The organism is Cupriavidus sp. FW216-B1, assembly GCF_058789195.1.
The window spans coordinates 96292-120897 of record NZ_JBYTEL010000005.1; the positions used below are offsets into that span (position 1 = coordinate 96292).

Annotated in this window: 19 protein-coding genes and 1 pseudogene; 6 read left to right on the plus strand and 14 right to left on the minus strand. The window is 71.1% G+C overall.

Features of this window, described 5'->3' with window-relative positions; genetic code table 11:
* Positions 1 to 210: 210 nt before the first annotated feature.
* The 11 genes from AC3WXD_RS13570 to AC3WXD_RS13620 all read right to left on the minus strand — a co-directional run bounded on the left by AC3WXD_RS13570 (position 211) and on the right by AC3WXD_RS13620 (position 15177).
* Positions 211 to 1515: a glycosyltransferase WbuB gene (locus tag AC3WXD_RS13570; RefSeq protein ID WP_454732771.1), complete on the minus strand. Its 1305-nt coding sequence runs from the start codon at positions 1513 to 1515 to the stop codon at positions 211 to 213.
* A 56-nt stretch (positions 1516 to 1571) separates the two neighbouring features.
* Complete coding sequence (locus AC3WXD_RS13575; protein WP_454732770.1) at positions 1572 to 2750, minus strand: glycosyltransferase family 4 protein; 1179 nt, start codon at positions 2748 to 2750, stop codon at positions 1572 to 1574.
* Positions 2751 to 2769: 19 nt separating this feature from the next.
* Positions 2770 to 3759, minus strand: a complete 990-nt coding sequence (locus AC3WXD_RS13580; RefSeq protein WP_059413852.1) for a GDP-L-fucose synthase family protein — start codon at positions 3757 to 3759, stop codon at positions 2770 to 2772.
* A gap of 41 nt (positions 3760 to 3800) precedes the next feature.
* Positions 3801 to 4919, minus strand: coding sequence for a GDP-mannose 4,6-dehydratase (gene gmd / locus AC3WXD_RS13585; RefSeq protein WP_059413854.1), 1119 nt, complete (start codon positions 4917 to 4919; stop codon positions 3801 to 3803).
* 59 nt (positions 4920 to 4978) lie between these two features.
* Positions 4979 to 7204: a polysaccharide biosynthesis tyrosine autokinase gene (locus AC3WXD_RS13590; protein WP_492323934.1), complete on the minus strand. Its 2226-nt coding sequence runs from the start codon at positions 7202 to 7204 to the stop codon at positions 4979 to 4981.
* Between the two features lie 72 nt (positions 7205 to 7276).
* Entirely contained in the window at positions 7277 to 8656 is a 1380-nt protein-coding gene (locus AC3WXD_RS13595) for an undecaprenyl-phosphate glucose phosphotransferase (RefSeq protein WP_492323935.1), read from the minus strand.
* A gap of 110 nt (positions 8657 to 8766) precedes the next feature.
* Complete coding sequence (locus AC3WXD_RS13600; protein WP_492324015.1) at positions 8767 to 10260, minus strand: mannose-1-phosphate guanylyltransferase/mannose-6-phosphate isomerase; 1494 nt, start codon at positions 10258 to 10260, stop codon at positions 8767 to 8769.
* 200 nt (positions 10261 to 10460) lie between these two features.
* Entirely contained in the window at positions 10461 to 11465 is a 1005-nt protein-coding gene (locus tag AC3WXD_RS13605; RefSeq protein ID WP_029044265.1) for a GlxA family transcriptional regulator, read from the minus strand.
* A 646-nt stretch (positions 11466 to 12111) separates the two neighbouring features.
* A complete protein-coding gene (locus AC3WXD_RS13610) occupies positions 12112 to 12801 on the minus strand; it encodes a PIG-L deacetylase family protein (protein WP_020206126.1) in 690 nt (229 codons plus the stop codon).
* A gap of 40 nt (positions 12802 to 12841) precedes the next feature.
* On the minus strand, positions 12842 to 13900 hold the full coding sequence (locus AC3WXD_RS13615) for a glycosyltransferase family 4 protein (RefSeq protein WP_454733995.1): 1059 nt from the start codon (positions 13898 to 13900) through the stop codon (positions 12842 to 12844).
* A complete protein-coding gene (locus tag AC3WXD_RS13620) occupies positions 13900 to 15177 on the minus strand; it encodes an oligosaccharide flippase family protein (protein WP_059413862.1) in 1278 nt (425 codons plus the stop codon). Before AC3WXD_RS13620 ends, AC3WXD_RS13615 begins: the two co-directional genes overlap by 1 nt.
* A gap of 315 nt (positions 15178 to 15492) precedes the next feature.
* Between AC3WXD_RS13620 and AC3WXD_RS13625 the strand changes: the two genes are divergently transcribed.
* The 4 genes and pseudogenes from AC3WXD_RS13625 to AC3WXD_RS13640 form a co-directional block, all read left to right on the plus strand.
* Positions 15493 to 16680: a glycosyltransferase gene (locus tag AC3WXD_RS13625; protein ID WP_492323936.1), complete on the plus strand. Its 1188-nt coding sequence runs from the start codon at positions 15493 to 15495 to the stop codon at positions 16678 to 16680.
* Positions 16681 to 16941: 261 nt separating this feature from the next.
* On the plus strand, positions 16942 to 17577 hold the full coding sequence (locus tag AC3WXD_RS13630) for a DapH/DapD/GlmU-related protein (protein WP_492324016.1): 636 nt from the start codon (positions 16942 to 16944) through the stop codon (positions 17575 to 17577).
* Between the two features lie 74 nt (positions 17578 to 17651).
* Positions 17652 to 18797, plus strand: a complete 1146-nt coding sequence (locus AC3WXD_RS13635) for an acyltransferase family protein (RefSeq protein ID WP_020423976.1) — start codon at positions 17652 to 17654, stop codon at positions 18795 to 18797.
* 46 nt (positions 18798 to 18843) lie between these two features.
* Positions 18844 to 19278: pseudogene (locus tag AC3WXD_RS13640) on the plus strand (IS3-like element ISAzo10 family transposase); the annotation flags it as partial.
* Between the two features lie 46 nt (positions 19279 to 19324).
* On the opposite strand, the gene AC3WXD_RS13645 reads toward AC3WXD_RS13640, so the two are convergent.
* Both AC3WXD_RS13645 and AC3WXD_RS13650 read right to left on the minus strand, forming a co-directional pair.
* Complete coding sequence (locus AC3WXD_RS13645; RefSeq protein ID WP_492323937.1) at positions 19325 to 21319, minus strand: hypothetical protein; 1995 nt, start codon at positions 21317 to 21319, stop codon at positions 19325 to 19327.
* A 4-nt stretch (positions 21320 to 21323) separates the two neighbouring features.
* On the minus strand, positions 21324 to 21947 hold the full coding sequence (locus tag AC3WXD_RS13650) for a phosphatase PAP2 family protein (RefSeq protein ID WP_492323938.1): 624 nt from the start codon (positions 21945 to 21947) through the stop codon (positions 21324 to 21326).
* 269 nt (positions 21948 to 22216) lie between these two features.
* On the opposite strand from AC3WXD_RS13650, the gene galU reads away from it, so the two are divergent.
* Positions 22217 to 23230, plus strand: a complete 1014-nt coding sequence (gene galU, locus AC3WXD_RS13655) for a UTP--glucose-1-phosphate uridylyltransferase GalU (protein WP_492323939.1) — start codon at positions 22217 to 22219, stop codon at positions 23228 to 23230.
* 17 nt (positions 23231 to 23247) lie between these two features.
* On the opposite strand, the gene AC3WXD_RS13660 is transcribed toward galU, so the two are convergent.
* On the minus strand, positions 23248 to 23715 hold the full coding sequence (locus tag AC3WXD_RS13660; RefSeq protein WP_492323940.1) for a GDP-mannose mannosyl hydrolase: 468 nt from the start codon (positions 23713 to 23715) through the stop codon (positions 23248 to 23250).
* A 498-nt stretch (positions 23716 to 24213) separates the two neighbouring features.
* On the opposite strand from AC3WXD_RS13660, the gene AC3WXD_RS13665 reads away from it, so the two are divergent.
* Positions 24214 to 24369, plus strand: coding sequence for a hypothetical protein (locus tag AC3WXD_RS13665; protein ID WP_492323941.1), 156 nt, complete (start codon positions 24214 to 24216; stop codon positions 24367 to 24369).
* Positions 24370 to 24606 lie beyond the last annotated feature (237 nt).

A 24606-nucleotide genomic window follows, 5' to 3' on the forward strand; every position in this document is an offset into this window, starting at 1 on the left:
CCGCGGGGGGGGGCCGGGGGGGGGGGCGGGCGCCGGGGCGCCGGCCGGCCCGCGCATGGCGCGGCCATGCCGCTGCCCGCGGGCAGCGCTGCCTGTTGTGTAGCGGACATCTTGCTTTTCCCCCAACTGTTCTTGTACCCGTCCAGCCCGGCTTGCCTGTTCCTCCGCTCTCCCCTTGTCCTTTGCCCGTTCCCTACGTGTGTTGCGGCGCTACTCCGTCTTGCCCGGCCGCAGCGCGTGCGCCGCCAGGTCTTCCGCGCCGCGCGCGTCCGCCGCCTGCGGCTGCTCCGGGCCCTCGCCGCACAGCGCGCGCAGCCGCGCGTCGAGGCGCGCGAGCACGGCGCCGGAGGACAGCGTGGCCTCGGCATAGGCGCGCGCCGCCGCGCCCAGCCCGGCGCGGCGCGCGGCGTCCGCGGCCAGCGTCTTGATGGCGGTGGCGAGCGCATCGATGTCGTCGGGCGGCACCGCCACGCCGCGCCCCGCCACCGCGGCGAACAGCTCGGTGCCGGCATTGGCCATCGCCACGGTCGGTCGGCCGCTGGCCAGCATGCCGGTGAGCTTGGACGGCATCACGAGGTCGGCCGCGTCGCCGCGCTGCGGCAGCACGTGGATATCCGCGAGGTTGAGCAGCTCGTTGAGGCGGTCGGCCGGCTGCAGCGGCAGGAAGCGGCAGTTCTCCAGGCCCGCGCAGTAGGTCTCGAGCATGGGGCGCGCCGGGCCGGTGCCGCAGAACACGAAGGTGATGCCGGCATGGCCGGCCAGCGCCGCCACCGCGCACACCAGCACTTCCAGGCCCTGCTTCTCGCCCATGTTGCCGGCGTACAGCACCACGATCTGCCCGGGCGCGATGCCGAGCTCCCCGCGATAGGCGCTGGGCCGCCCGAGCGGAAAGATCGCCGCGGTGTCGACCCAGTTCGGCAGGCGGAACACGCGCGCGGCGCTCACGCCCTTGCGCGCGGCGTGCTCGGCCATCTTTTCCGAGATGGTGGACACCACGTCGAAGCGGCGCATCAGGAAGCGCTCCACTGCCAGCGCCGCGCGCCGCAGCCACGGGCGCCGCAGCAGGCCCAGTCCGAAGGCGGCGTCGACCTCGTAGTCCTGCACGTGCAGCCAGCTCCTGGCGCCGGCCAGGCGCGCCAGCGCCAGCGCCGCCGGCACGCTCATCAGGCTGGGCGCCACCGCGATGACGGCGTGCGGGCGCCACGCGGCCTGCGCCGCCAGCGCGGGCAGCGCGCCCAGCGCGAAGCTGGCCAGGTGCAGCAGGCGCGTGGCGCCGGTGGGCCGGCGCGGCACCCACAGCGGGGCGCGGTAGACCCGCACCCCGCCGCGCCACTCGCGGCTGTAGCGCGTGGCCGAATAGCCTTCGCCGACGCGCCAGTCCGGGTAGTAGGGCGGCGCGCAGACCACGCGGACCTCGTGGCCGGCGGCCGCCAGCGCCTCGGCCATCTCGGCCGTGTACTTGCCGGTTCCGGTCAGCTCCGGTGCGTAGTTCTGTCCGCAGACGAGGATTCTCACGGGTCGCTCCATCGAATTTGCGCGCGTGGCCCTGGGGCCGGGATGCCGCCGGCGCTTCAGGTCTGCACGCCGCCGGCGTGCTGGCGCAGGTCCGGCTCGCTGAGCATCGCCGCGCAGCCGCGCGCGATGTTCGATGCCGCGCTGGCGGGATCGAAGCGCCGGATCACGGCCAGGCAGCGCTCGGCGGTGGCCTGGGTATCGGCGAAGGCCGCCACCGCGCGCGCCATGCCGGCCTGCAGCGCGGCGGCGTCGCGCACCGGCACCGCGAAGCCGGTCTCGCCTTCCAGCACCAGCTCGGGCACGCAGCCGCAGATGTCGCTGGCCACCGTCGGACAGCCGTGGCTGAGCGCCTCGTTGACCACCAGGCCCCACGGCTCGCTGTAGCTCGGCAGCACCATGCACAGCGCGCGGTAGTACTCCTGCGACAGCTCCTCGTCCTGCTTGCTGCCGACCAGCTCCACCGCGTCCTCGATGCCGAGGCTGGCCGCCATCTGGCGCAGCGTGCCGGCCAGCGGGCCGGTGCCGACCATGCGCAGCGTCGCCGCGGGCAGCTGCCCGCGCAGCCCGGCGAAGGCGACCAGCAGGGTATCGAGCCCCTTTTCCTCGGACAGCCGGCCCACGTAGAGGAACACCGGCTTGCCGTCGGCGCGGTGGCTCAGCCGCTGGCGCACCACCTGCTCGGGCTGGTACGTGGCCGGCATGGCGGCCGCCTGGCATGGCGTGAAGATGCGCTCGGGCCGCGCGCCGAGCGACATCAGGTATTCGCGGCTGCGCTCGCCGAAGCCGAAATAGCCGTGGCACAGCGAGAAGAACAGCCGCTTGGGAATCGACGTCACCATGCGCCGCGGCCGGTCGTGCCCGGTGGAGTCGCAGAACACCGCGCGCCGCTTGCCGGTGACGATGCAGGCCAGCAGCATGGCCCAGTATTCGGGCCGGTGGTAGCCGGGCAGCACCACCAGCTCGCTCCTGGCCTTGATCACCTCCCAGGTCAGGCGCGCGGTCATCTTCCAGCGCGGCACGTCCTCGTAGCAGCCGGCGTAGAGCTGGTGCATCGGGTACTTGTGGAACGAGTAGTCGACGTCGGAGAAGCCCACGCGGTAGTACTCGGTCTCCGCGATCTGCACCATCGTGTAGCGGATCGGGCTGGCCGCCGACTGGCTGTACAGCGCCGACAGCACGGCGCCCTTGTGGCGCGACCAGACGACGTTGTGGAATATGGTCACTGAAGCTGCCATGATTCGCTCCTTTATCTCGTCACTCGATGACGGCGCTTGCCTGTGCGCCGGCCTCGGCCGGCGCACCCCCGGGCATCACGCCATCCCTGCGCGCCGCGTACTCCCGGTAGACGGCTTCGAGGCCTTGGTCGAGGCCGATCGCGGGCTGCCAGCCAAGCTGCGCGAGGCGCGACACGTCGAGCCGCTTGCTCGGCGTGCCGTCCGGCTTCGCGGCGTCGAACACCAGGCCGCCGCGAAAACCCGCCACGCGGCAGATGCGCTCGGCCAGCTCGCGGATCGGCAGGTCGGCGCCGGTGCCCACGTTGAACACGCCTTCGGCCACGCCGCGCTCGAGCACGAACAGCGTCGCCGCGGCGAGGTCGTCGACGTGGAGGAATTCGCGCCGCGGCGTGCCGGTGCCCCAGACCTGCAGGCTCGGCGCGCCCTCCTTGACCGCGGTGTAGGCCTTGCTGACCAGCGCCGGCAGCACGTGGCTGGTGGCCAGGTCGTAGTTGTCGTTGGGGCCGTACAGGTTGGTCGGCATCAGCGAGACGTAGCGCGTGCCGTACTGCCGGTTGTAGGCCTCGCACAGCTTCAGCCCGGCGATCTTGGCGATGGCGTAGGCCTCGTTGGTGCGCTCCAGCGGCCCGCTCAGCAGGTATTCCTCGCGGATCGGCTGCGGGCAGTCGCGCGGATAGATGCACGACGAGCCGAAGAACACCAGCCGGCCCACGCCGGCCTGGTAGGCGGCGTGGATCACGTTGGTCTCGATCGCCAGGTTCTCGTAGAGGAAGTTGACCGGCCGCAGCGCGTTGGCGAGGATGCCGCCGACGCGCGCCGCGGCCAGCAGCACCACGTCGATGCCCTCGTCGGCGAAGAAGCGGTGCACCGCGCCCTGGTCGGTCAGGTCCAGCTCGGCGCGGCTGCGCGTGACGAGGTTGCGGTATCCCGCGGCGCGCAGCCGGCGCAGCAGCGCGGAGCCCACCATGCCGTTGTGCCCGGCGATATAGATGACGGCGTCTTTTTTCATGGCTCTCGATGCTCGATGGTCGTTTCGCTTGCGGATCGGCCCTACTCGTGGTGTTCCAGCGCCTGGAAGCCGGCCAGCGTCACCAGCGCGTCGCGCCGGGCGATCTGGAAGTCGGCCCGCACCATCTCCTTGACCAGCCTGGAGAACGGCGTGGCGGGCGACCAGCCGAGCTTGTCGTGGGCCTTGGACGGATCGCCGAGCAGCGTCTCCACCTCGGTCGGGCGGAAGTACTTGGGATCCACGCGCACGATCACCTTGCCCGGCGACAGGCGGGTCTCCTTGCCCTGCACGCGCTCGACCACGCCCACCTCGTCCACGCCCGTGCCTTCGAAACGCACCGTCACGCCGAGCTCGGCCGCGGCGCACTGCACGAACTCGCGCACGCTGTACTGCACGCCGGTGGCGATGACGAAGTCCTCGGGCTTTTCCTGCTGCAGCATCAGCCACTGCATCTCGACGTAGTCGCGCGCGTGGCCCCAGTCGCGCAGCGCCGACAGGTTGCCCAGGTAGAACTCGTCCTGCAGCCCGACGGCGATGCGCGAGATCGCGCGCGTGATCTTGCGCGTGACGAAGGTCTCGCCGCGCACCGGGCTTTCGTGGTTGAACAGGATGCCGTTGCAGGCGTACATGCCGTAGGCCTCGCGGTAGTTGACCGTGATCCAGTAGGCGTAGAGCTTGGCCACCGCGTAGGGGCTGCGCGGATAGAACGGCGTGGTCTCCTTCTGCGGAATCTCCTGCACCAGGCCGTACAGCTCGGAGGTGGAGGCCTGGTAGAAGCGCGTCTTCTTCTCCAGCCCGAGGATGCGGATGGCCTCGAGCAGGCGCAGCGTGCCGAGGCCGTCGGCGTTGGCGGTGTACTCGGGTTCCTCGAACGACACCGCCACGTGGCTCTGCGCCGCCAGGTTGTAGATCTCGTCGGGCAGCACCTGCTGGATCACGCGCAGCATGCTGGCCGCGTCGGTCAGGTCGCCGTGATGCAGGAACAGGCGCCGGTCGGGGTCGTGCGGCTCGCGGTAGAGATGGTCGATGCGGTCGGTGTTGAACAGCGACGTGCGGCGCTTCACGCCGTGCACCTCGTATCCCTTTTCCAGCAGCAGCTCCGCGAGATAGGAGCCATCCTGTCCGGTGATGCCTGTGATCAGAGCAACCTTGTGCGACATTGCGTTTCTCCTGCCGTGCGTTGGTGTTGGTGGGGCGGGTGCGAGGGAGAGGCGGCCGGCTAGCGCGCGCCGCCCTGGTAGCCGTAGTAGCCGCCGTAGCTCGAGCGCAGCTGCAGCGGCGGCTTGGGCACGTCGGTCAGCAGCACGCCCTGCAGCAGCACGCTGCCGTTGTTCAGGCGCCGCGCGGTCTCGGCCACCTCGTTGGCGGAATGGCGGCCGTGCCGCACCACCAGCAGCGTGGTGCCGGCGTGCCGGCCCAGCAGCGCGGCGTCGGTCACGGCGAGCACGGGCGGCGTGTCGATGATGACCATGTCGTAGCGCTGCTTGAAGCAGTCGAGCAGGGAGTCCAGGCGGTCGCCCATCAGCAGCTCGGCCGGGTCGCCCGGCAGCGTGCCGCGCGGCAGCACGTCCAGCCCCGGCAGCACGTCATGCGTGACCGCCGATTCGATGTCGGTGCCCATCAGCGCGTCCGACAGGCCCGGCACCTGCGGCAGGCCGAAATGCGAGTGGACCTCGCCGCGGCGCATGTCGCCGTCGATCAGCAGCACGCGCTTGCGTCCGGTGGCCACCAGCGCGGCCAGGTTGACCGACATGAACGACTTGCCCGCGTCCTGGCTGGCGCCGGTGAGCATCACCACGTTGTTCCTGGCGCTGGCCAGCGCGCCCTGCAGGCTGGTGCGCAGGCTGCGCACGCCTTCCACCGCGATGTCGTCCGGCGCGCGCGCGGCCAGCACGCTCTGGCGGCTGCGGCCCAGGCGCAGCTCGCGCTGCAGGCGCAACTGGGTGCGGCTGCGCGGCACCACCGCGCACACCGGCACGCCCAGCATCCGCTCGAGCTCCTGCGGGTTCTCCACGCCGCCCCACAGCCCCTTGCGCAGGAGCGCCAGCAGCGCGCCCAGCACCAGCCCCACGCCGCCGCTGATGAGCACCAGCACGGCGCGCTGCGGGCGCACCGGCTCGTCGGCCGGCTCGGCGAAGTCCACCACGCGCACGTTGCCCACCTGCCCGGCCTTGATCACGCGCAGTTGCTGGGCGTTGTTGAGCAGGTTGGTGTACAGCTCGGTGTTGACGCGCACGTCGCGCTCGAGCCGCACCGCGGTCTGCTCGGTGTCGGGCAGCACCGAGACGCGGCGCTTGAGCGCGCCCTGCTGCGCGGTCAGCGTGGCGATCTGCGCGGTGATCGCGCTCACCGCCGGGTTCTCGTCGGTATAGAGCGTGCGCACCTCGGCCAGGCGCGTGGTCAGCTTGTCGAGCGAGGCCTTGTTGTCGACGATCTGCTGCAGCAGCAGCCGGCTTTCCTCGCCCAGGTTGACGGTGCCCTGGCGGTTGCGGAAGGCGTTGTAGCGCTCCTCGGCCTGGTCCACCTGCTTGCGCAGCGCCGGCAACTGCTGGTCGAGGAAGGCCAGCGTGTGCTCGGCCTCGGCCGAGCGGCGGCCGATGTCCTGCTGCACGAACTGGCGCGCGATGGTGTTGATGATGTCGGCGGTGAGCTTGGCGCTGGGCCCTTCGATGCTGGCGCGGATGATGCCGGACTGCAGCGCCAGCTCGCCCACCGAAAGCGCGCGCTGCACGCGCTCCACGGTGCCCACGGTGGAATAGCGCACCAGCTCGAACTGCGAGCCCTTGCGCCCGGCCAGCTCGTCCACGCGCACGCTGACCGGGCCCAGCGGCGTGGCGGCGCTGGCTTCCTCGCCCACGCGCCCCTGCAGCACGGCCTTGCCCTCGGGGTCGCGCACGGTGAAGCTGCGCTCGCCGTCGGACACCAGCACGAAGCGCTTGCCGTAGAACTTCTGCGGCGTCTCGAACGACGACACCGTGATCGACTCGGCGCCCCAGGCGTAGTCGGACAGGCCCAGCAGCGTGGTGGGCGCCGCCATGCCGTCGTTGAGCGACGCCAGCCAGCGCCCGACCACCGGGAAGTAGCGCGGCCCGGCGGCGATGTCCAGATGCAGCTTGCGCACCGCCTCTTCCACCACCAGCCGCGAGCGCAGCAGCTCGGTCTCGGCCGCCGCGGTGGACTTGGAGTCGAAGATCGACGACAGCGTCTGCAGCGAATTCTGGTTCTGGTTGTTGGGGTTGCCCTTGCTGTCCTCGACCTGGATCAGCGCGTCGGCGCGGTAGACCGGGCTTTGCAGCAGCGCGAAGGCGGTGCCCGCCAGCAGCGCGACCAGCGTGACCGCCGCGATCATGCGCCAGTTCTCCAGCAGCGTGACGAGGTAGTCGGACAGGCGAAGCTCCGTGGCGCTGGAGACGTCGGTGTACTGGGTATCGAACTTGGCAGCCATAACAAGCGACTCCCTGATGGCGATTGCTTCCCGCCGGGGGCTGCGCCAGCGCAGTCCCCGGTCCCCTCTGTGTCAGTACGCGTTGCGGTGGATCAGCCCCTTGGCCACGGTGGCCGCGATGATGCGCATGTCCAGCGCGAACGACCAGTTGCCGAGGTAGTACAGGTCGCAGGCGATGCGGCCTTCCATCTTCTCGATGCGGTCGGTCTCGCCGCGAAAGCCGTTGACCTGGGCCCAGCCGGTGATGCCGGGCTTGACGCGGTAGCGGTGGATATAGCCGCTCACCAGCTTCTGGTACTGGTCGTCGTGCTCGATGGCGTGCGGGCGCGGGCCCACCACCGACATGTCGCCGCGCAGCACGTTGAAGAACTGCGGCAGCTCGTCCAGGCTGGTGCGGCGCAGGAAGGCGCCCACGCGCGTGATGCGCGGGTCGTCGCGGGTGGCCTGCGTGACCACGCCCGTGGCCTCCACGTGCGCGCGCATCGAGCGGAACTTGTAGATGGTGAAGATGCGGCCGTCGGTGCTCTTGCGCTTCTGCTTGAACAGCACCGGCCCCGGCGACGAGAGCTTGACCGCGATGGCGATGGCCAGCAGCAGCGGCGACAGCCCGACCAGCGCGGCGGCGGCGAACAGGCGGTCGAACACGTCCTTCTGCCGCAGCGCGCTGTCGGACAGCGGCGAGGCCACCAGGTTGATGGCGGGCATGCCGATCAGGCTGATGGTGCCGCTGTCGAACAGCGCCAGGCTGCGCAGGTCCGGCATGAAGCGCACGTTGACCAGTTCCTCGCGGAACTCCGCCACGAACTCCAGGATGGTGCGCTCCTCCGACAGCGGCAGCGCCAGCCACACTTCATGGATGTCCTGCGAGCGGATGTAGCGGTGGAACGCGGCGCGGTCCTCGAAGGTGGGCACCTTCACGTTGAGGCTGCCCACCGCCGGCGCCACGTTGAACGCCGCCACCACGCGAAAGCCCGAGGCCGGCGCCGCCGCGCTGCGGCGGATCACCGCGCTGCAGTGCGCGCCGCAGCCCACCACCGCGACCTTGTGCAGGTTCATGCCGGCGCTGCGCATCTGCCCCAGCACGCCGTGCGTGAGCAGGCGCGAGAGGATCAGCAGCGCGCCGGTGGCAGCCGTCCAGTAGACGAACCACAACCGCGACACGGTGGCGGCGTGGTGCAGCGAGAACAGCACCATGATGCCGCACAGCTGCACCAGCAGCCACGCCAGCGCGAGGTGGCCGGCCAGCCCGAACTTGGAGCGCCCGCGCCACGACTCGTAGATGCCGAAGGCCGGGAACAGCGCCAGCGTGAAGGCCACCGACAAGGCGAGGAAAACGTCGTAGAAGGTGCGCTGCGCCATCTCGTCGAAGCGGATGTGCGAAGCGATGGCGGCGCCCGCGAACACCAGCGCGACGTCCAGCAGGCGCGCCAGCAAGCCTTCGATCTTCAGCATTTCCCCTCTCCCGATGCCTTCCCGCCACGGCTCGGGACCACGCCCGCGCCACGTCTTGCCGCCCGTTCTTCCGCCGCCTCCCCGCGGCGCCCCCGCCCGTGCGCGCCGCGTCAGGCGCAGCGCCCGTAGGTGTCGTCCACGCGCACGATGTCGTCCTCGCCGAGATAGCCGCCGGACTGCACCTCGATGATCTCCAGCGGCAGCTTCCCGGGGTTTTCCAGCCGGTGGAGCACGCCCAGCGGGATGAAGGTGGACTGGTTTTCGCTGAGCAGGAACTTCTCCTCGCCGCGCACCACCAGCGCGGTGCCGCTGACCACCACCCAGTGCTCGGCGCGGTGGTGATGCAGCTGCAGCGACAGGCGCGCGCCGGGCTGCACCACGATGCGCTTGACCTGGAAGCGGTCGCCGTGCTCGATGGAGTCGTAGAAGCCCCACGGGCGCCGCACCTTGCGGTGGGCGTCGGCTTCCGGCGCGTGCTGGATCTTCATGCGCGCCACCACGTCCTTGACGTCCTGCACGTGCGAGCGGTCCACCACCAGCACCGCGTCGGCGGTCTCGACCACCACGATGTTGCTGGTGCCCACGCAGGCCACCAGGCGGCCGTCGGAATGCACGTAGCTGGAGTGCGCGCCCTCGAACACCACGCGCCCGCGCGCGGCGTTGCCGGCGGTGTCCTTGTCCATCGCGTCCCACACCGCGTCCCACGAGCCGAGGTCGGACCAGCCCGCCTCGAGCGGCACCACCACGCCGCGGCAGGGTGCGTCGCCGCAGTCGAGCCGCTCCATCACGGCGTAGTCGATCGAGTCCGAGGGGCTCAGCAGGAACTGCCGCGCGCACGGCCGGAAGAACTGGCCGTCCTGCTCGCCCTCGGCGGCCGCGGCGACGCACATTTCGTGGATGGCCGGGTGCAGCGATTCGATGGCCTTGAGCCAGACCGAGGCGCGCACCACGAAGATGCCGCTGTTCCACCAGTAGTTGCCGCTGGCCACGTACTGCGCGGCCAGCTCCAGCGCCGGCTTTTCGACGAAGCGCTCCATGTGGCGCACGCCGTCGGCCATCGGCTCGCCGAGCTTGATGTAGCCGTAGCCGGTGTCGGGCCGCGTGGGCGGCACGCCGAGCGTGACGATGGCGCCCTGCTCCGCGTGGCTGGCGGCCAGCGCCAGCGCGCGGTGGAAGGCGCCGGTGTCGGGGATGGCGTGATCGGCGGGCATCACCACCAGGATCGCGTCGGCGCCGTCGGCGCGCGCCAGCGTGGCGGCCAGCGTCAGCGCGGGCGCGGTGTTGCGGCGCGCCGGCTCCACCACCAGCCGGCCCTGCATGCCGCCGGCCTGCAGCTGCTCGGCGGTGACGAAGCGATGCTCGTCGCCGCACACGATGATGGCGGTGGCGTCCACCGGGTGCCGGCCGGAGAAGCCCTGCATGCGCCGCACGGTGGCCTGCAGCAGCGAGTCCGGGCCGACCAGGTCGATCAGCTGCTTGGGAAAGTGCTCCCGCGACAACGGCCACAGCCGCGTGCCGGCGCCGCCGGCCAGCACCACCGGCGTGATGCGCAGGCGCGCGGCCAGGTCCTGCGCCTGCGCGGGCGCCGCTGCCGGCGCTTGCATGGATGGCGCCGACTGCATCGGCAACGTCCCGGCCACGGCTTCCACGAGCGTCTTCGACATTTCCCTGCCCTCCTCGATCGGGAGCCGCGCTCCCGGCGTGCCGCGCAGCGCGGCGCCCGTTGTCCGATGCGGCATCGCGCATGCGCGGCGATGCCGCCTGCGCTGCGCCCTGTGCAGCTGCCGCGGTGCGCGCATGGCGCTCACCCCGCGCAGGCGATGCCGGCCTTGCTGCGCTGGCGGTACTCGGTCGGCGAGATCGACATGCGCTTGCGGAAGATCTTGGCCAGCCGGTCGCCATTGCCCATGCCGCAGCGGCGCGCCACCTTGTCGACCGGCAGCTCGGTCTCGGCGAGGAAGCTGCAGGCGGTGTCGAGCCGCGCATGCAGCAGGTAGTCGGACGGCGTCACGCCCATCTCGAGCTTGAAGCGGCGCAGGAAGTTGCGCTCGCTCATGGTCGCCACCTGGGCCGCGTCGGACACGGAGATCTGCTGCTCGCAGTGCTCGTGCAGCCACCGCGCGGCGGCGCGGATCTTGTCGCCCACGCTGGTGGTGCCGGTGTCGGCCAGGCGCGGCATCAGGCGCGCGGTCCAGGCCGGCATCACACGGCTGCCCACCGCGCGCGCCACGTCCAGGCCGAGATCGCGCTTGATGAGCGTGAGCGCGCTGCGCACCAGCTCGTACTGCTCGCCCGATTCGTCGGCGCTGTGCAGCCCGTAGACCACATTGCCGTGCTCGCCGCCCTGCGACTTGAGGATGCCCGCGGCGGCCAGCACCGCGCGCCCTTCCGCGATCGGGCGCACCGTCGCGGTCCGCGGCGTCACCACGCGCAGCCAGCGCAGCAGCCGCTCGTCGGCCGCGGCATTGCGCGCGCCGGCGCCGCCGGCGATGAACAGCACGTCGAAACCGGCGAACTCGCGCGGGTCGAGCCCGTCGGTCCAGACCCGCAGCGCCGACGAGCAGGCCACGCTGCCGCCATCCACGGACAGCAGCTGGACGTCGTAGGCGGCTTCCTTGCCCGCGCCGGACGCGGAGCATTCATTGGCAGTCTGGAACAGCTCTGCCACCAGACCGGCACCTAGTAGTGAAAATCCGTCGAACAGGAGAATACCGACGCGTCGCGCGGCGCACTTGGAACGATTAATGGAAGTACTAAACGAGGAACTGAGCCAACTAACCGTCGCCGGTTCGAGCTGCGCATAGGGCATGGTTTTCCCCCCATTGAATTGACCGTTTCCTTCGAGAATTTTTTAATTGGTGTTGCGTTGCATCGTAGACATCCCGAAACCGTAGGAATACGGCGGTGTCGGAAAGTAGCGAAGTGTTGGCGGAAGGCGTCCGTCTATCAGAATAATCCCTGAAAAGTCCGTGCGACTCCCACTCCACCAGCAGGATTTAGGCCTGCTCGACGGTGCCAGCCCGGCTCCGGGGCGGCTTTGGACAACGCTCTTGCACTGTAGTGCAGCATGCTGCGAAGCAGCAAATATGGCGTAAAAACCAGTGCGCGCCAGCGAACATAGTGACCAATTAAAGTGCATGCCGGCATATAGGCAAGCCATTAACTTTTGCTTACAATTTTTCACTAGGCGGGCGCATGGCGTTGTCTGGTTATTTACAAATAAAAAAATTCGGAAAAAATAATTAATATGCTCCATTCGATATGGCCGGAGGCGGCGCGCAGTTCGCGTGATTCTTCCACTGTTACCGCGTCTTTCAGCGCGCAGGTGCCGTGCGCGCCGCCCGCGCGGCGGGCGCCGACATGGAAAGAAACGGCGGGAACGTGAGAGGCAGGCCCGCCCGGCTGGCCGGCAAAGCCAGGCGGCGGGCGGGCGATCGCGGCCGCGCGGCAGGCGTTCAGTCGCCCCAGCGCATGCGCAGGACGTGCAGCACCTCGGCCAGCGCGAAGCCGGATTCGGCGCCGCGCCACTGCGCCAGCGCGGTGACGCCGGCCACGCCGACGAGGTGGCCGGCGCCTTCGTGGATCTGCGAGACATGCCTGCGCAGCGCGTCGATCTTGCGCTGCCAGGTCGCGCTCACGTCGATGTACAAGGTGCCGCCGGCGACGTCGACGATGCCGCCGCCGCCCCAGCACGTGGCCGGGTACTCGTAGGCGGCCACCAGTCCCGGCGCGTGCTTGGCGCGGCTCGGCCGCGTGGCGGCCAGCCCGACCTCCCAGCAGTAGCGGTGGTCCTGGTGCGAGGACGCCAGCGGGATCAGCACCTCGTCCGGCTCGAAGCGGTTCTGCAGCATGTCCAGCCGGTGGATCATCTGCGCGCGCGGCACGGTGTCGAGCGCGCCGTCGAAGCCGGTGGTCAGGACCTCGGTGGCCTGCACGCCCAGCACGTTCATCGACTCCAGGAACTCGTTGAGGCGCTCGCGCTCGCCGACCACCCGGCCCAGGTTCAGCGAGCGGCTGGTGCCGGCCGTGGCCAGCACCACCATGACCTCGCCGCCGGCGTCGACCACGCGCGCGAGGTAGCCGCCCACGCCCAGCTCGGCGTCGTCGGCGTGCGGGCTCAGGACAAGTACACGCTTGCGTTCCATCTCTGCCTCCTCCTGTTTTCATGTCCCGCCGCGGCGGCGCTCAGGCCGAGCTCACCAGCCGGCGCGCCAGCGCGCGGTACTGGCCGGCGGTGTCGTTCAGCGTGAGGCCGTCGAGCGAGCGCGCCATGCGCGGCTGGGCCAGCGCGCGCGTGAGCGCCGCGCCGTAGGCGGCGGCGTCGCCGGTATCGAGCAGTTGCACGCCCGGGTAGTCGCGCGCGAAGGCGAAGGCGGGAATCGCGCTGGCGACCACCGGCACGCCGGCGGCCAGCGCCTCGAGAAAGGCGATGCTGTGCGCCTCCGACGCCGACGGCATGGCGAACACCGTCGCCGAGGCCAGCAGCTCCGGCACGTTGTTCTGCGGGCCGTTGACCCACACCTTGTCGCCCAGGCCAAGACCGGATACCTGCGCGCAGACCTCGGCGTAGTAGGCCGGGTCCTCGATCACGCCGTACATCTCCAGCCGCGCGTCGGGCACGTCGCGCAGCGCCTCGCGGAACGCCAGCACGGTCTGCAGCTGATTCTTGATGGCCGCGTAGCGGCCCACCTGCACCACCAGCGGCGCGCGCGCCGGCACGGCCGGGCGGATGAAGAAGCGGCCGGTGTCCACGCCGTTGGGGATGACCGCCATGAGCGGATGCTCGCCCACCGCGCCGATGTAGTCGCGGAGGTTCCCCTGCGACACGCCGATCACGGCGCGCGCGCGCGTGGACAGCAGCCGCTCGACGTTGCGGAACAGCTTGCGCTCGAAGTCGTTGGCGGCCGAGTGCATCACGTACACCACCGGCACGCGCGACGGCAGCGCGCGCGCGTAGAACGCCGGGATGGTGGCGTGGGCGAACAGGATGTCGGGCCGGCACGCGCGCAGCACGCCGCGCAGGTGCCACAGCCGCCCGGGCAGCTTGTGCGGCCGGGCGGGGAACAGGCAGCGCACGCCGGCGGCGTCGAGCTGGGCGCGCAGCGGCGCGAAGTCGTCCTGCTGCGGCATCAGCGCCGACACGCACACGGTGTCGCCGTGGGACTGCTGGTGGATCGCCAGGTCCTTGGCCAGCATCTCCGCGCCCGACAGGCGCGGGGTCAGCACCAGATGAAGAATCCGCATCATGCCTCCTTGTGCGTGCGCGCGCCGCGTATCCGGTGGATGCGGTAGAGCATCCAGGCCGCGGCGCACGACAGGCCCAGCGTCATCGCCCACGCGAGGCCGGCCGCGCCGCGGTAGTGCGTGGCCGGCGGCACCGCGGCGAGCAGCACGCAGATCTGGATCACCGAGGCCTCGGTGGCCGCGCGCGGCAGGCCCACCGCGCGCAGGTACGCCACCAGCACCGCGATCAGCGCGCCGATGGCCATGTAGATGGCGAAGATGCGGAACAGCGGCACCGCGCCCAGCCACGCCGGCCCCAGCACCAGCAGGAACAGCGGCTCCGCGGCCAGCCGCAGCGCCACCACCACCGCGGCCAGCCCCAGCCCGCCGAGCAGCACGAAGCGCCGCAGCAGCGTGGCGTCGGAGCCGTCCTGCTTGCGAAAGCGCGCGGCGAAAGTGGGGAACAGGTACTGCGACATGGCGATGCCGGCATCGGCCAGCAGCATCTGCGCGAACTTGGACGACATCTGGTACACGCCGAGCTGCGCCGGCCCGAGCAGCTTGCCGACGATGACCTTGTCGAACTGGTTGAGCAGCAGGTTGACCACGCTGCCGGCCCAGATCCAGCGGCTGAAGCCCATGTAGTGGCCGATGCCGGTCCAGCGCGGGCGCAGCGGCGGGCGCGGCTTCATGCCCAGCCACGTGAGCGCGCTCTTGAGCGATTCGCCGGCCAGCAGGCCGATCAGGATGGCGCCCGCGCCCGCGCCGGCCAGCGCGCAGGCCACGCCGACCACGCAGTCGGTGGCGGCGGCGGCCACCTCGATGCCGGCGATCTGCTGGAAGCCGCGCTCGCGCGTGACCACAAAATAGGCCGGCGAGGCCAGCCCGCGCACCAGCGGCAGCGCGGCGGCCATCAGCAGCGGCAGCAGCGCGCCGTCGAGATGGAACTGCGCCTGCAGCACCGGCGCCAGCGCCGCCAGCAGCAGCGCCACCAGGGCGCCGCGGCAGGTCAGCACGGTCCACAGCGCGCCGAGCTGGTCCGGCGAGGGCGGCTGCTGGCCCTGCACCACGGCCTGCGGCAGGCCGGTGTCGCTGAGCGCCTCGGCGATGGCCACGGCCAGCAGCGCCACCGCGGCGATGCCGACCGCGGAGGGGCCGAGGATACGGCCGACCACCAGGAACTTGACCGCCACCAGCCCGCGCACCATCACCTGCTGGCCCAGCACCCACGCGGCCGAGCTGGCATGCAGCCCGGACCGCGGCAGGAAGGCGGCTGCGCCGCGCAGGGATCTGGCCATGTTGCTGTGCCCCTCGGTGACGTCGTGGACAGGCGCTCGGGCGGCGCGCGGCGGCGGCCGGCGCCGGGGATGCCGGTGACGCGGCCAACGTTTGCGAGCCATGCGGCCCAATCTACCGCAGCCGCGCGGGCGGCAATCGCCAGGGCATAGCTTTAATCCGTCACCCCGCGGCGCCGCGCGCGGGCCAGTGCTTTTCCGCCAGCGGGGCGCAGATTGGCGGCTGGCGCGGCAGGCGCGGTGCTAATGTGAAACGGAGGATTCTCCGCAACCCGCTGCACGGCGGCCCGCGCCGGGCCCGCTGCGTCCGGACCCGCCATGCCCGACCCGACCGCACTGATCATCGAGCACGACTTCACCGGCCACCGCTGGCGCTACGTCGAGTGGGCGATGCAGGCCTACCGCGAGGCCGGCTACCACTGCATGGTAGCCACCGATCCGGCCAACCGCGAGCACCCGCTGGCGCGCCGGCTGCTGGCCGGGCAGCAGCCGCACACCACGCTGCTGTTCGTGCCGGCCCCGGCCGGCGCGGGCGCGGGCGCCGGCCGCGTGGCCTATGTGCGCTTCTGGCGCATGTTCCGCCACGCGTTCCGCATCGCCGGCGCGGAGCGGCCCGCCTCGCTGGTGGTGGTGCCGTATGTCGATTACTTCCTCTACGCGCTGCCGCTGCTGGGCTCGCCGTTCGGCGCGGTGCCGTGGGTCGGCATCACCATGCGCGCGAGCTTCCATCACAGCAAGGTGGGCGTGAAGGCGCCGCGCCAGCCGCTGGTCAACGCGGTCAAGACCTGGCTGTTCCGGCGCGCGCTCGACACCGGCGGCATGAAGACGCTGCTGTCGATCGACCCGACGCTGCCGCAGTGGGTGGCCTCGGCCAGCGGCCGCGCCCAGGCCGTCGCCTACCTCGCCGACCCCTGCCCCGAGGCGCTGCCGGCCGATCCCGCGGCGGCGCGCGCGCGGCTCGGGCTGGGTCCGGGCCGGCACCTGCTGGTGTATGGCGCCATCAGCGAGCGCAAGGGCATCCGCGAGCTGGTGGCGGCGCTGGCGGCGCATCCGCGCGCGCCCGCGCTGGTGGTGGCGGGCCAGCAGGACGCCGACGTGCGCGCGTTCCTGCGCGAGGCCAGCCGCGCGCTGTCGCCGCCGATGGTGATGCTGGACCGCTTCATCTCCGACGAGGACGAGGCCGCCCTGTTCTGCGCCTGCGACGCGGTATGGCTCGGCTACAAGGGCCACTACGGCATGAGCGGCGTGCTGGTGCAGGCCTACCGCGCCGGCAAGCCCGTGATCGCCACCGCCGACGGGCTGATCGGCTGGTTCTGCCGCGGGCGCGAGCTGGGGCCGGTGCTGGACGATCTCTCCCCCGCCGCGATCGGGCGCGCGCTCGACCAGCTCGGGCAGTCCGCGTGGCCGGCGCCGGCGGCGCCCGCCGCCGCCGCGCCGCGCGCGCACCTGCTCGCGCGCAACACGCTCAGCGAATTCAAGCAGACGCTGCGCCGCGCCGCGGCCTAGGCCGCGGCCGGCCTGGCGCCGTAGTGCCAAGCCGCCAAAACGCCCCTTGCGAAAGGCCATTCCCGGCAAATAGCGATTCGCCCGCTGTTTCACGTTCGATAATTTTCCCGACAGGAACGAAATGAATGAAATCGCGAACGGTGCGCGAGGGGCGAAGGACCGGACATGAAGACCGAAGCATACGCAGACTACCTGGAACGCGCGGCCGGCCCGCGCGAGGCGGCCACGCCGGAAGCGCGTGATGTGCGTGATGCGCGCGACATGCGCGACACGCGCAATGCGCGCGACGGCACCCGGGCCGCGCCCGCCGGCCGCGTGGTCGACCTCGACCTGGCCGGGCCCGGCAACTACGTGCGCCGCCGCGGCGTGCTGATCGAGGCGATGTGGTTCGTGATCGAGGCCGCCATCATCAGCAACAAGCTGATCCCGTTCTCCGGCCTGCGCGCGGGCCTGCTGCGGCTGTTCGGCGCGCGCATCGGGCGCCGCTGCCGGCTGCTGCACCCGATCCGGGTCAAGTCGCCGTGGAACCTGGAGGTCGGCGACAGTTGCTGGTTCGGCATGGACGTGTGGATCTACAACCAGGCGCCGGTGCGCATCGGCTCGAACGTGTGCATCTCGCAGGGCAGCTTCCTGACGGCCGGCTCGCACGCGCTGGACGGCAACATGGACCTGCAGGTCGCGCCCATCGTGATCGAGGACGGCGTGTGGATCACCGCCGGCTGCGTGGTGCAGAAGGGCATCACCATCGGGCGCTCGGCGGTGGTCACGCCGCTGTCGGTGGTGCACCGCTCGCTGGAGCCGGAAGGCATCTACGGCGGCAATCCGTGCCGCTTCATCCGCAAGCGCTTCGGCGCGCCCGCGGACATGAGCGAAGCGGACGCGCCCGGCATGCGGTAGGCGGCGCGCGCACGACCCGCGCCGGCCGCGCCAGGAGCAAGACCATCCCGACAGCGCGCTTGGAGGAGAACAGCATGGAAAACCCGGCAACCCGCGGCAAGCACATCGGCAGCCGCTCGATCGAACTCGACTTCGTGCGCGGGCTGGCCATCATCGCCGTGATGGGCATGCACTTCCATGCCGTGAGCACCGGCAACCCGCTCATCGCGCTGATCGAGTATCCGCTCAAGAACTTCGGCCGCGAGGGCGTCAACCTGTTCTTCACGCTGAGCGGCTTCCTGGTCGGCGGGCTGCTGCTGCGCCAGTACGCGCAGAACGGCCACGTGGACGCGCGCCGCTTCATCATCCGCCGCATCTTCAAGATCTGGCCGGCCTACTACGCGCTGATCCTGTTCCACGTGCTGGCCGGGCGGCACCCGACCAGCACCTTCCTGTACCAGAACCTCACGCACCTGCAGAACTACCTGGGCAGCTCCATCACGCAGACCTGGAGCCTCGCCGTCGAGGAGCACTTCTACCTGTTCCTGCCCGCGGTGCTGCTGCTGGTGGCGCGCCTGTCGCTGCGCGCCGGCACCATCCTGTGGATGACGGCGGCGCTGTGCGTGGTGGTGCTGGCCGCGCGCTGCTTCGCGGTGGCCAGCGGCGACCTCGAAGGCGCCTCGGCCTACACGCAGTACCGCATCGACAGCCTGCTGTACGGCGTCATGCTGGCCACCCTGTACTGGATGAAGCCCGAGCTGTACCACCGCATCGCGCGCCGCAAGATGCTGCTGGTGGCCATCGTGGCGGCCACGGCGGCGTGGCTGGTGCTGCTGCAGCGGAACCTGGTGCTGGAGGAGACCATCGGCTACACCATCCAGTCGATCGGCTTCGCCGCGCTGATCGTGCTGGTGCTCGAATACTCGGGCAAGCTGCGCACCGCGTGGCTGTACCGCGCGGTGGCGTGGACCGGCGTGTACTCGTACGGCATCTACCTGTGGCATTCGGTGGCGCTGGCCCCCGGCGACCTGTTCATCCGCAAGGCGACCGCGCTGGGCGTGCCGGCGGTGCCGCTGTGGGGCCTGGCGCTGGCGCTGCAGTTCGCGGTGGCCATCGTGGTGGGCTACGCCGCCACGCGCGCGATCGAATTCCCGTTCCTGCGCATGCGCGATGCGCTGTTCCCGGCCAACAAGCGCAGCGGCGAGCCGGCGCTGCAGCCAAGCGAGCGCCCCGCCGCTTGAGCGCGCCGGGCCCGCGCCGCGCACGGAGAAAACAGGGTGAACCACTGTGGCTAGGTACGCTCAGTCCATCAAAGACCGCGCCGTGGCGCGGATGCTGCCACCCGAGAGCGCCAGCGTCGAGCAGGTCTCCGCCGAGATGCGCATCTCGATGGCCGCGCTCGGGCGCTGGCGCGCCGACGCGCTGGCCATGCCGCCGGCCGACCCCGCCGCCGCCGGCGAGGCCCGTCTCGAGGCCGTGCTCGCCACCGGCACGATGGGCGAGCAGCAGAAGTCGCAGTGGTGCCGCGACAACGCCGTCGACCCGCTCGAGCTGGAATACTGGCGCCGCAGCGCCGCCGCGGCGCTGTCCGACAGCCGCGGCATGGGCGCGGTGCGGCGCCTGCACGAGCAGGACCAGCGCCGCATCCGCGAGCTGGAGCGCGAGCTGCGCCGCAAGGAGCAGGCGCTGGCCGAGGCCGCCACGCTGCTGGTGCTGACCAAGAACGTCACCGCGCTGTTCGAGACCTCGGGCAACAAATAGGCAGGCCCTACTGCGCCACGTAGCCTTCGGGCGTGGTCACGCCGGCCTGCGCCACCGTCGCGTTGGCCGAGATCACGTACAGCGGCGCCTCGGTCAGCGCGAGCGTGAGCGCGCCATTGGCGTACGGCACCGTGGCCGCGTTGCCCATCATGTCCAGCACCGTCACGCTGCCGCTGGTGCCGGGCGCGTCCACGGTCAGCGTATAGGGCACGCTGTAGGTCGCGCTGAAGCCGCTCGCGGCGCTCCAGCTGGCATTGTCGTGGGTCCACAGCGCGGTCACGATGCTGTTGCTGCCCAGGCGCTGGAACGCATAACCGTAGACGCCCTGCGGCAGGCCCTTGAGCGGACCCAGCGTGTTGGTGCCGTCGACCAGCCGCGTCATCGCCGCCACCGCCATCGCCGCCGGCTTGGGGCTGACGCGCGCCGGGCCGTGGCTGCCTTTCGGGTTGTCCAGGTTGAAGAAGATGCCGTAGCCGGGCTCGTCGGGCGGGTCGGCGGCATAGAACACGAAACTCACGTCGGCGCCCTCGCCGAGCAGGATCAGGTGCGCGCGCGCGACCACCGCGCCGTGCGCGTAGAGGATGTTCTGGGTCGGGTAGTCGGGGCCGTAGGTCGCGCCGAGGTCGTAGCTGATGCCGGTCTCGGTGACGAACAGGCGGGCGCCGCGCTTGAGCCGCGTGGCGACCACGTGGCGCAGCTCGCGCATGGCCGCCGGCAGCGCGTTGGCGGCGTCCGCGGCGCTGGGCGCGCCGACCAGGCGCTCGGGCGGGTGCGACGGCGAGGTGCCGGCGTCGTAGTAGCCGTGCGCGCTCAGGCCGTCGAGATACTGCGCGATGCCCAGCGGCGCCAGGCGCTCGATCCACACCGAGTTCTGCCGCAGGAAGGCATTGGTGGTGCCCATCACCACCGCGTTGGGATCGTTGGCGTGGATGCCCTGCCACGTCGCCTTGTACATCGCCACGAAGTTCGCGTCGGTGTCCTTCCACGGCCGGCCGCCGTCGTAGTCGGGCTCCCACGTCACCTGGTAGTAGTTGGCCGACTGCGCCGGGAAATAGCGCGCGCGCGTGGCGGCCGACTCCAGCCCCACGCGCGTCATGTAGTCCTGGTACGCCGGCATGGACTTGGGCGCGTAGCCGTAGGTGAGCTGGCCGGTCGGGCTGGCCCAGCCGGGGATGCCGTCGAGCTGGATCAGCCGCATCAGGTCGCCGGGCTGGAAGTAGGAAGCCAGCGGATAGGTGGCCGGGTTGAAGGTGTTGGGGCCGCTCGGCTCGGTGACGGACCAGTTGCGGTTGTCGTTGGCCCACGACAGGCCCAGCGCCGGATAGATCGGGCGATAGCCATCGCCGTCGCAGCAGGTCTGGCCGGGCGCGACGAACGCCGTGCCCTGCCCGCCGAAGCGGTGCAGGTCCTGGCGCGCGTAGCTGGCCGCCGGCAGCACCGCGGAGACGTCGGGCAGCACGCCGAAGGTGGCGATGCCGTTGGGGCGCGTGCCGCGCGAGCGCAGGCCGCCGCCGGCCGAGGCCAGGCTCACCGACACGGCGAAGTAGCCGGCGGCGCTCGCCCTGCAATCCATCGTCGACACGCGCGGGCCGGCATCCACCGGGAACTGCCCGTTCGCGCGGACCCGGCCCCAGGTGTCGGCGATGGACCAGTTGGCGACGTCGGCGCCGGCCGCGCGCGTGGTGATGCTCACCTCGAAGGTGCTGCCCGGCGCGAACATGCGCGAGCCGTCGCTGCCGGGCGTGTCGGCCTCGATGGTGTCGCCGTCGGGCGGGGCGTCGGCGCCGGCGGCGGGTGCGGCGCAGGTGATGGTGCCGCTGTCCGCCAGCCCGGCCGCGGCCGGCGGCGGCGCGCTGCCGGCCGGCCTGGGCTTGTCCGCGCCGTGGTCGCCGCCGCACGCGGTGGCGGCGAACAGGCACAGGCAGGCGAGCAGCGCGGCGGGCAGGGTATGGCGCGCGGCGCGGTGCGGCGGGCGGGGGGCGGCGGGACAAAGCAGACGCATCGCGCTAGTCTCCCTGGTAGCAGATCACCTGCGCGTAGTACGGAGAGTAGTGCCAGATGATCTGCTGCAGCGGCGCATGGCGCCCGTAGGCGACCGTGGCGACCGTGCACAGGCCGAGCAGCGCCGCCCCGGCGATCACGCTGCTGCCGGGCCGGCGCGGCGCGGGCGCGCAGGCGCGCAGCACCCAGCCCGCGATGGCGGCGCCGAGCAGCCAGCCGGCCACCACCTCGGCCGGCGTGTGCGCGCCGAGCAGCACGCGGCTCAGGCAGATCAGGGCCGCCAGCGCCAGGCCCAGTGTCAGCCCCGGCAGCAGTCCCCGTGCCGGGCCGGCGGCGCGCCAGCCCGGCCGCGCGCCGCGCAGCAGCAGCGCCAGGAACACCGACCACACCGCCGCCGAGAGCATCGCGTGGCCGCTGATCACGCGCATGTCGAAGCGCTCCAGCGCCAGGCCGCAGCCCGCGTGCAGCAGCTTGCTGGCCAGCACCACCGCCGAGCCCGCCGCCAGGCACGCGACCCAGCGCAGCGCGGCGCGCCACCCGTCCGCGCGCAGCAGCCACAAGGCCGTGGCGAACGCCAGCGGCAGCGTCACGGCAGCATCGCCAAGGTCTGTGATGCGATACCAGTTCATCGTGCTTGTTCGTTGTGCTTGCCCGTCGTGCGGCGGTCCGGCTTGATGGTCCGACTGACGATCCGACCTGATGGCCCGACCTCATGGCCCGACCTGATGGCCCGACTCTAAGGCCGCCGCGCCGCGCCGTGGCGCCCGCGCGCGCGCACTGTCTGAATATGGCGAACTGTTGGCAGATGCCCGTCTGGCCACGGCGATACGCTGGCTGCACCTGGGCAAGCCGCGCCGCGGCCGCCTCGGCCGGGCAACCACACGACGGGGGTAGATCCATGCTCAAGATCAGGAAAGCCGTATTTCCGGTGGCCGGCCTAGGCACGCGCTTCCTTCCCGCCACCAAGGCAAGCCCGAAGGAGATGCTGCCGGTGGTCGACAAGCCGCTGGTCCAGTACGCCGTGGAGGAAGCCATCGCGGCCGGCATCACCGAGCTGATCTTCGTCACCGGGCGCAGCAAGCGCGCCATCGAGGACCACTTCGACAAATCCTACGAGGTGGAGGCCGAACTGTTGGCGCGCGGCAAACAGGCGCTGCTGGACCTGGTGCGCGGCATCAAGCCCGCCCACGTCGACTGCTTCTACGTGCGGCAGGCCGAGCCGCTCGGGCTCGGCCACGCGGTGCGCTGCGCCAGCAAGCTGATCGGCGACGAGCCGTTCGCGGTGATCCTGGCCGACGACCTGCTCGACGCGCGCACGCCCGTGCTCAAGCAGATGATCGAGGTCTTCGACCACTATCACAGCAGCGTCATCGGCGTGGAGGCGATCGCGCCGCAGGACTCCCGCTCCTATGGCGTGATCGACGGCAAGCCGTGGGACGAGCGCGTGTTCAAGATGTCCGGCATCGTGGAGAAGCCCGCGCCCGAGGCGGCGCCGTCCAACCTCGGCGTGGTGGGCCGCTACGTGCTGATGCCCAGCATCTTCGCCCACCTCGGCGCGCTCGCGCCGGGCGCGGGCGGCGAGCTGCAACTGACCGACGCGATCCAGGCGCTGCTCGCCCACGAGCAGGCGCTGGCCTACCGCTACGAAGGCCGGCGCTTCGACTGCGGCAGCAAGCTCGGCTACCTGAAGGCCACGGTGGAGTTCGCGCTGCGCCATCCCGAGGTGGCGGCGCCGTTCGCCGAATACCTGCGCGACGAATGCGCCGTGTTCGCGCAGCCGGCGCCCGCGAAAGCCGGCGAAGCCGCGCAAGCCACTCAACCCACGGAAGCCACGCAAGCCACGCAGGCCGCGGCCAGCACGGCCGCCGCCCGCGCCGCGCAGCGCGCCGGGCTGGTGCCCGAGGCCGCCTGAACGGCGCCGGGCCGGCTTCAGCGGAAGTAGGCCTTGGTGTTCTCGTGCACGTCGTCGCGGCCGAGCAGTTCCCCGGGCGTCATCCAGCGGTAGGCGCTGTGCTGTTCCGGCATGCCCGCCGCCTCCCCGCTGCCCTGCGCCTCGTCCGGCATCGTCCAGGCGTAGGCCAGCACGACGTAGTGCGTGGTGACGCCCGGCTCCCCGGCGAAGTTGTCCGGGTAGTGATGCTCGAACACGCCGCGCGCCACCGCGCCGGCGCGCTCGGCGCCGGCAATGCCGAGCTCGTCCGCGACGATGCGCCGGAATGCCGCATCGAGGCTTTCGTCCTTGCGGATGCGCCCGCCCGGCACGAACCACGTGTCGCGCGCGGGACGGTTGCGGCGGCGGCCGAGCAGCGCGCGGCCCCGGGCATCGGTGACGATCAGGTCGATCGACACCAGCGGGGTGTGGCGCACCACGGCGAGGAAATCCATAGCACCGAGCATGGATGGCGGCTCCTGGAAAAATGATGGCAGTGGAAAAAGCAGCAGCGGCGCGGCAGCGGCGCGGCAGCCGGCGAAACGCGGGACGGCGCCGGCGAAAGGGGGAATGACCGGGAACCGTCGACGCACCCTCGCCGGCGCAGAAAGGCGCCCCGCCCACCGGGGGATAGGCGAGGCGCAAAACGCGCGCAAGTGGGTCAGACCTGAGCGCGACGTTCCGAGCCTAACCGCGTCCGCGCGATCATAACGTGGGCTAGCGCACCGCGCGCTGCCACAAGCGAACGATTGGCGGAAGGCGACGGTCCGGTCCGCGGGCCACCGGCAGACCACCAGCGGCCGCCGGATTTTTCCAATCCACCCAGAGGTTGGGTATCCCTTCAGACTGCCCGGTGGCTGACGTTATTGCGGGAGCGGCCGGGAGTGGCCTGCCGCATGCCCGGCGCAGGCGCCCGGGTATCACCGCGCGCCCGCGGGGCACGCCCGAACCCCACGCAGACCCCCATGCAATCCGACCTGACCCTCCTGGCGGCGCTGTGCGCCGTTACTGCAGTGTTGTTCGCCGCGCTCGGCATCCGCTATCTGCGCAAGCGCTCGCGCGTGGACCTGTGCATCTCCCGGCTGGAACAGCAGTTGCGCGAGCGCAGGATGGAGCAGTGATGCCCGCCTTATGATTTAAAAATCACATAACGACCAGATCAGCCACGAGGCGGCCCGGTCCGAGTGCCGGAACAGAGCCCAAAAATATGGGTTATTCTCGACATCATGTCTTATAGACGATACTTATGATTTCCCACGTAACGAGCCGCAGTAAATGTATGCATAAGTCTGAGAACTGGGCCACCGGCGAATTGTCCGCGTGGACGGCATCGTTACCGATCTTCGCAGCGGGGTTCC

Bases quoted from the DNA above. Each gene is read 5' to 3' on its own strand.
- AC3WXD_RS13590 (WP_492323934.1), bottom strand. From the start codon at position 7,204: ATGGCTGCCAAGTTCGATACCCAGTACACCGACGTCTCCAGCGCCACG.
- AC3WXD_RS13615 (WP_454733995.1), bottom strand. From the start codon at position 13,900: ATGCGGATTCTTCATCTGGTGCTGACCCCGCGCCTGTCGGGCGCGGAG.
- AC3WXD_RS13635 (WP_020423976.1), top strand. From the start codon at position 17,652: ATGGAAAACCCGGCAACCCGCGGCAAGCACATCGGCAGCCGCTCGATC.
- AC3WXD_RS13650 (WP_492323938.1), bottom strand. From the start codon at position 21,947: ATGAACTGGTATCGCATCACAGACCTTGGCGATGCTGCCGTGACGCTG.
- galU (WP_492323939.1), top strand. From the start codon at position 22,217: ATGCTCAAGATCAGGAAAGCCGTATTTCCGGTGGCCGGCCTAGGCACG.
- AC3WXD_RS13610 (WP_020206126.1), bottom strand. From the start codon at position 12,801: ATGGAACGCAAGCGTGTACTTGTCCTGAGCCCGCACGCCGACGACGCC.
- AC3WXD_RS13660 (WP_492323940.1), bottom strand. From the start codon at position 23,715: ATGCTCGGTGCTATGGATTTCCTCGCCGTGGTGCGCCACACCCCGCTG.
- AC3WXD_RS13575 (WP_454732770.1), bottom strand. From the start codon at position 2,750: ATGGCAGCTTCAGTGACCATATTCCACAACGTCGTCTGGTCGCGCCAC.
- AC3WXD_RS13595 (WP_492323935.1), bottom strand. From the start codon at position 8,656: ATGCTGAAGATCGAAGGCTTGCTGGCGCGCCTGCTGGACGTCGCGCTG.
- AC3WXD_RS13600 (WP_492324015.1), bottom strand. From the start codon at position 10,260: ATGCAAGCGCCGGCAGCGGCGCCCGCGCAGGCGCAGGACCTGGCCGCG.
- AC3WXD_RS13625 (WP_492323936.1), top strand. From the start codon at position 15,493: ATGCCCGACCCGACCGCACTGATCATCGAGCACGACTTCACCGGCCAC.
- gmd (WP_059413854.1), bottom strand. From the start codon at position 4,919: ATGTCGCACAAGGTTGCTCTGATCACAGGCATCACCGGACAGGATGGC.
- AC3WXD_RS13665 (WP_492323941.1), top strand. From the start codon at position 24,214: ATGCAATCCGACCTGACCCTCCTGGCGGCGCTGTGCGCCGTTACTGCA.
- AC3WXD_RS13605 (WP_029044265.1), bottom strand. From the start codon at position 11,465: ATGCCCTATGCGCAGCTCGAACCGGCGACGGTTAGTTGGCTCAGTTCC.
- AC3WXD_RS13580 (WP_059413852.1), bottom strand. From the start codon at position 3,759: ATGAAAAAAGACGCCGTCATCTATATCGCCGGGCACAACGGCATGGTG.
- AC3WXD_RS13630 (WP_492324016.1), top strand. From the start codon at position 16,942: ATGCGCGACACGCGCAATGCGCGCGACGGCACCCGGGCCGCGCCCGCC.
- AC3WXD_RS13620 (WP_059413862.1), bottom strand. From the start codon at position 15,177: ATGGCCAGATCCCTGCGCGGCGCAGCCGCCTTCCTGCCGCGGTCCGGG.
- AC3WXD_RS13645 (WP_492323937.1), bottom strand. From the start codon at position 21,319: ATGCGTCTGCTTTGTCCCGCCGCCCCCCGCCCGCCGCACCGCGCCGCG.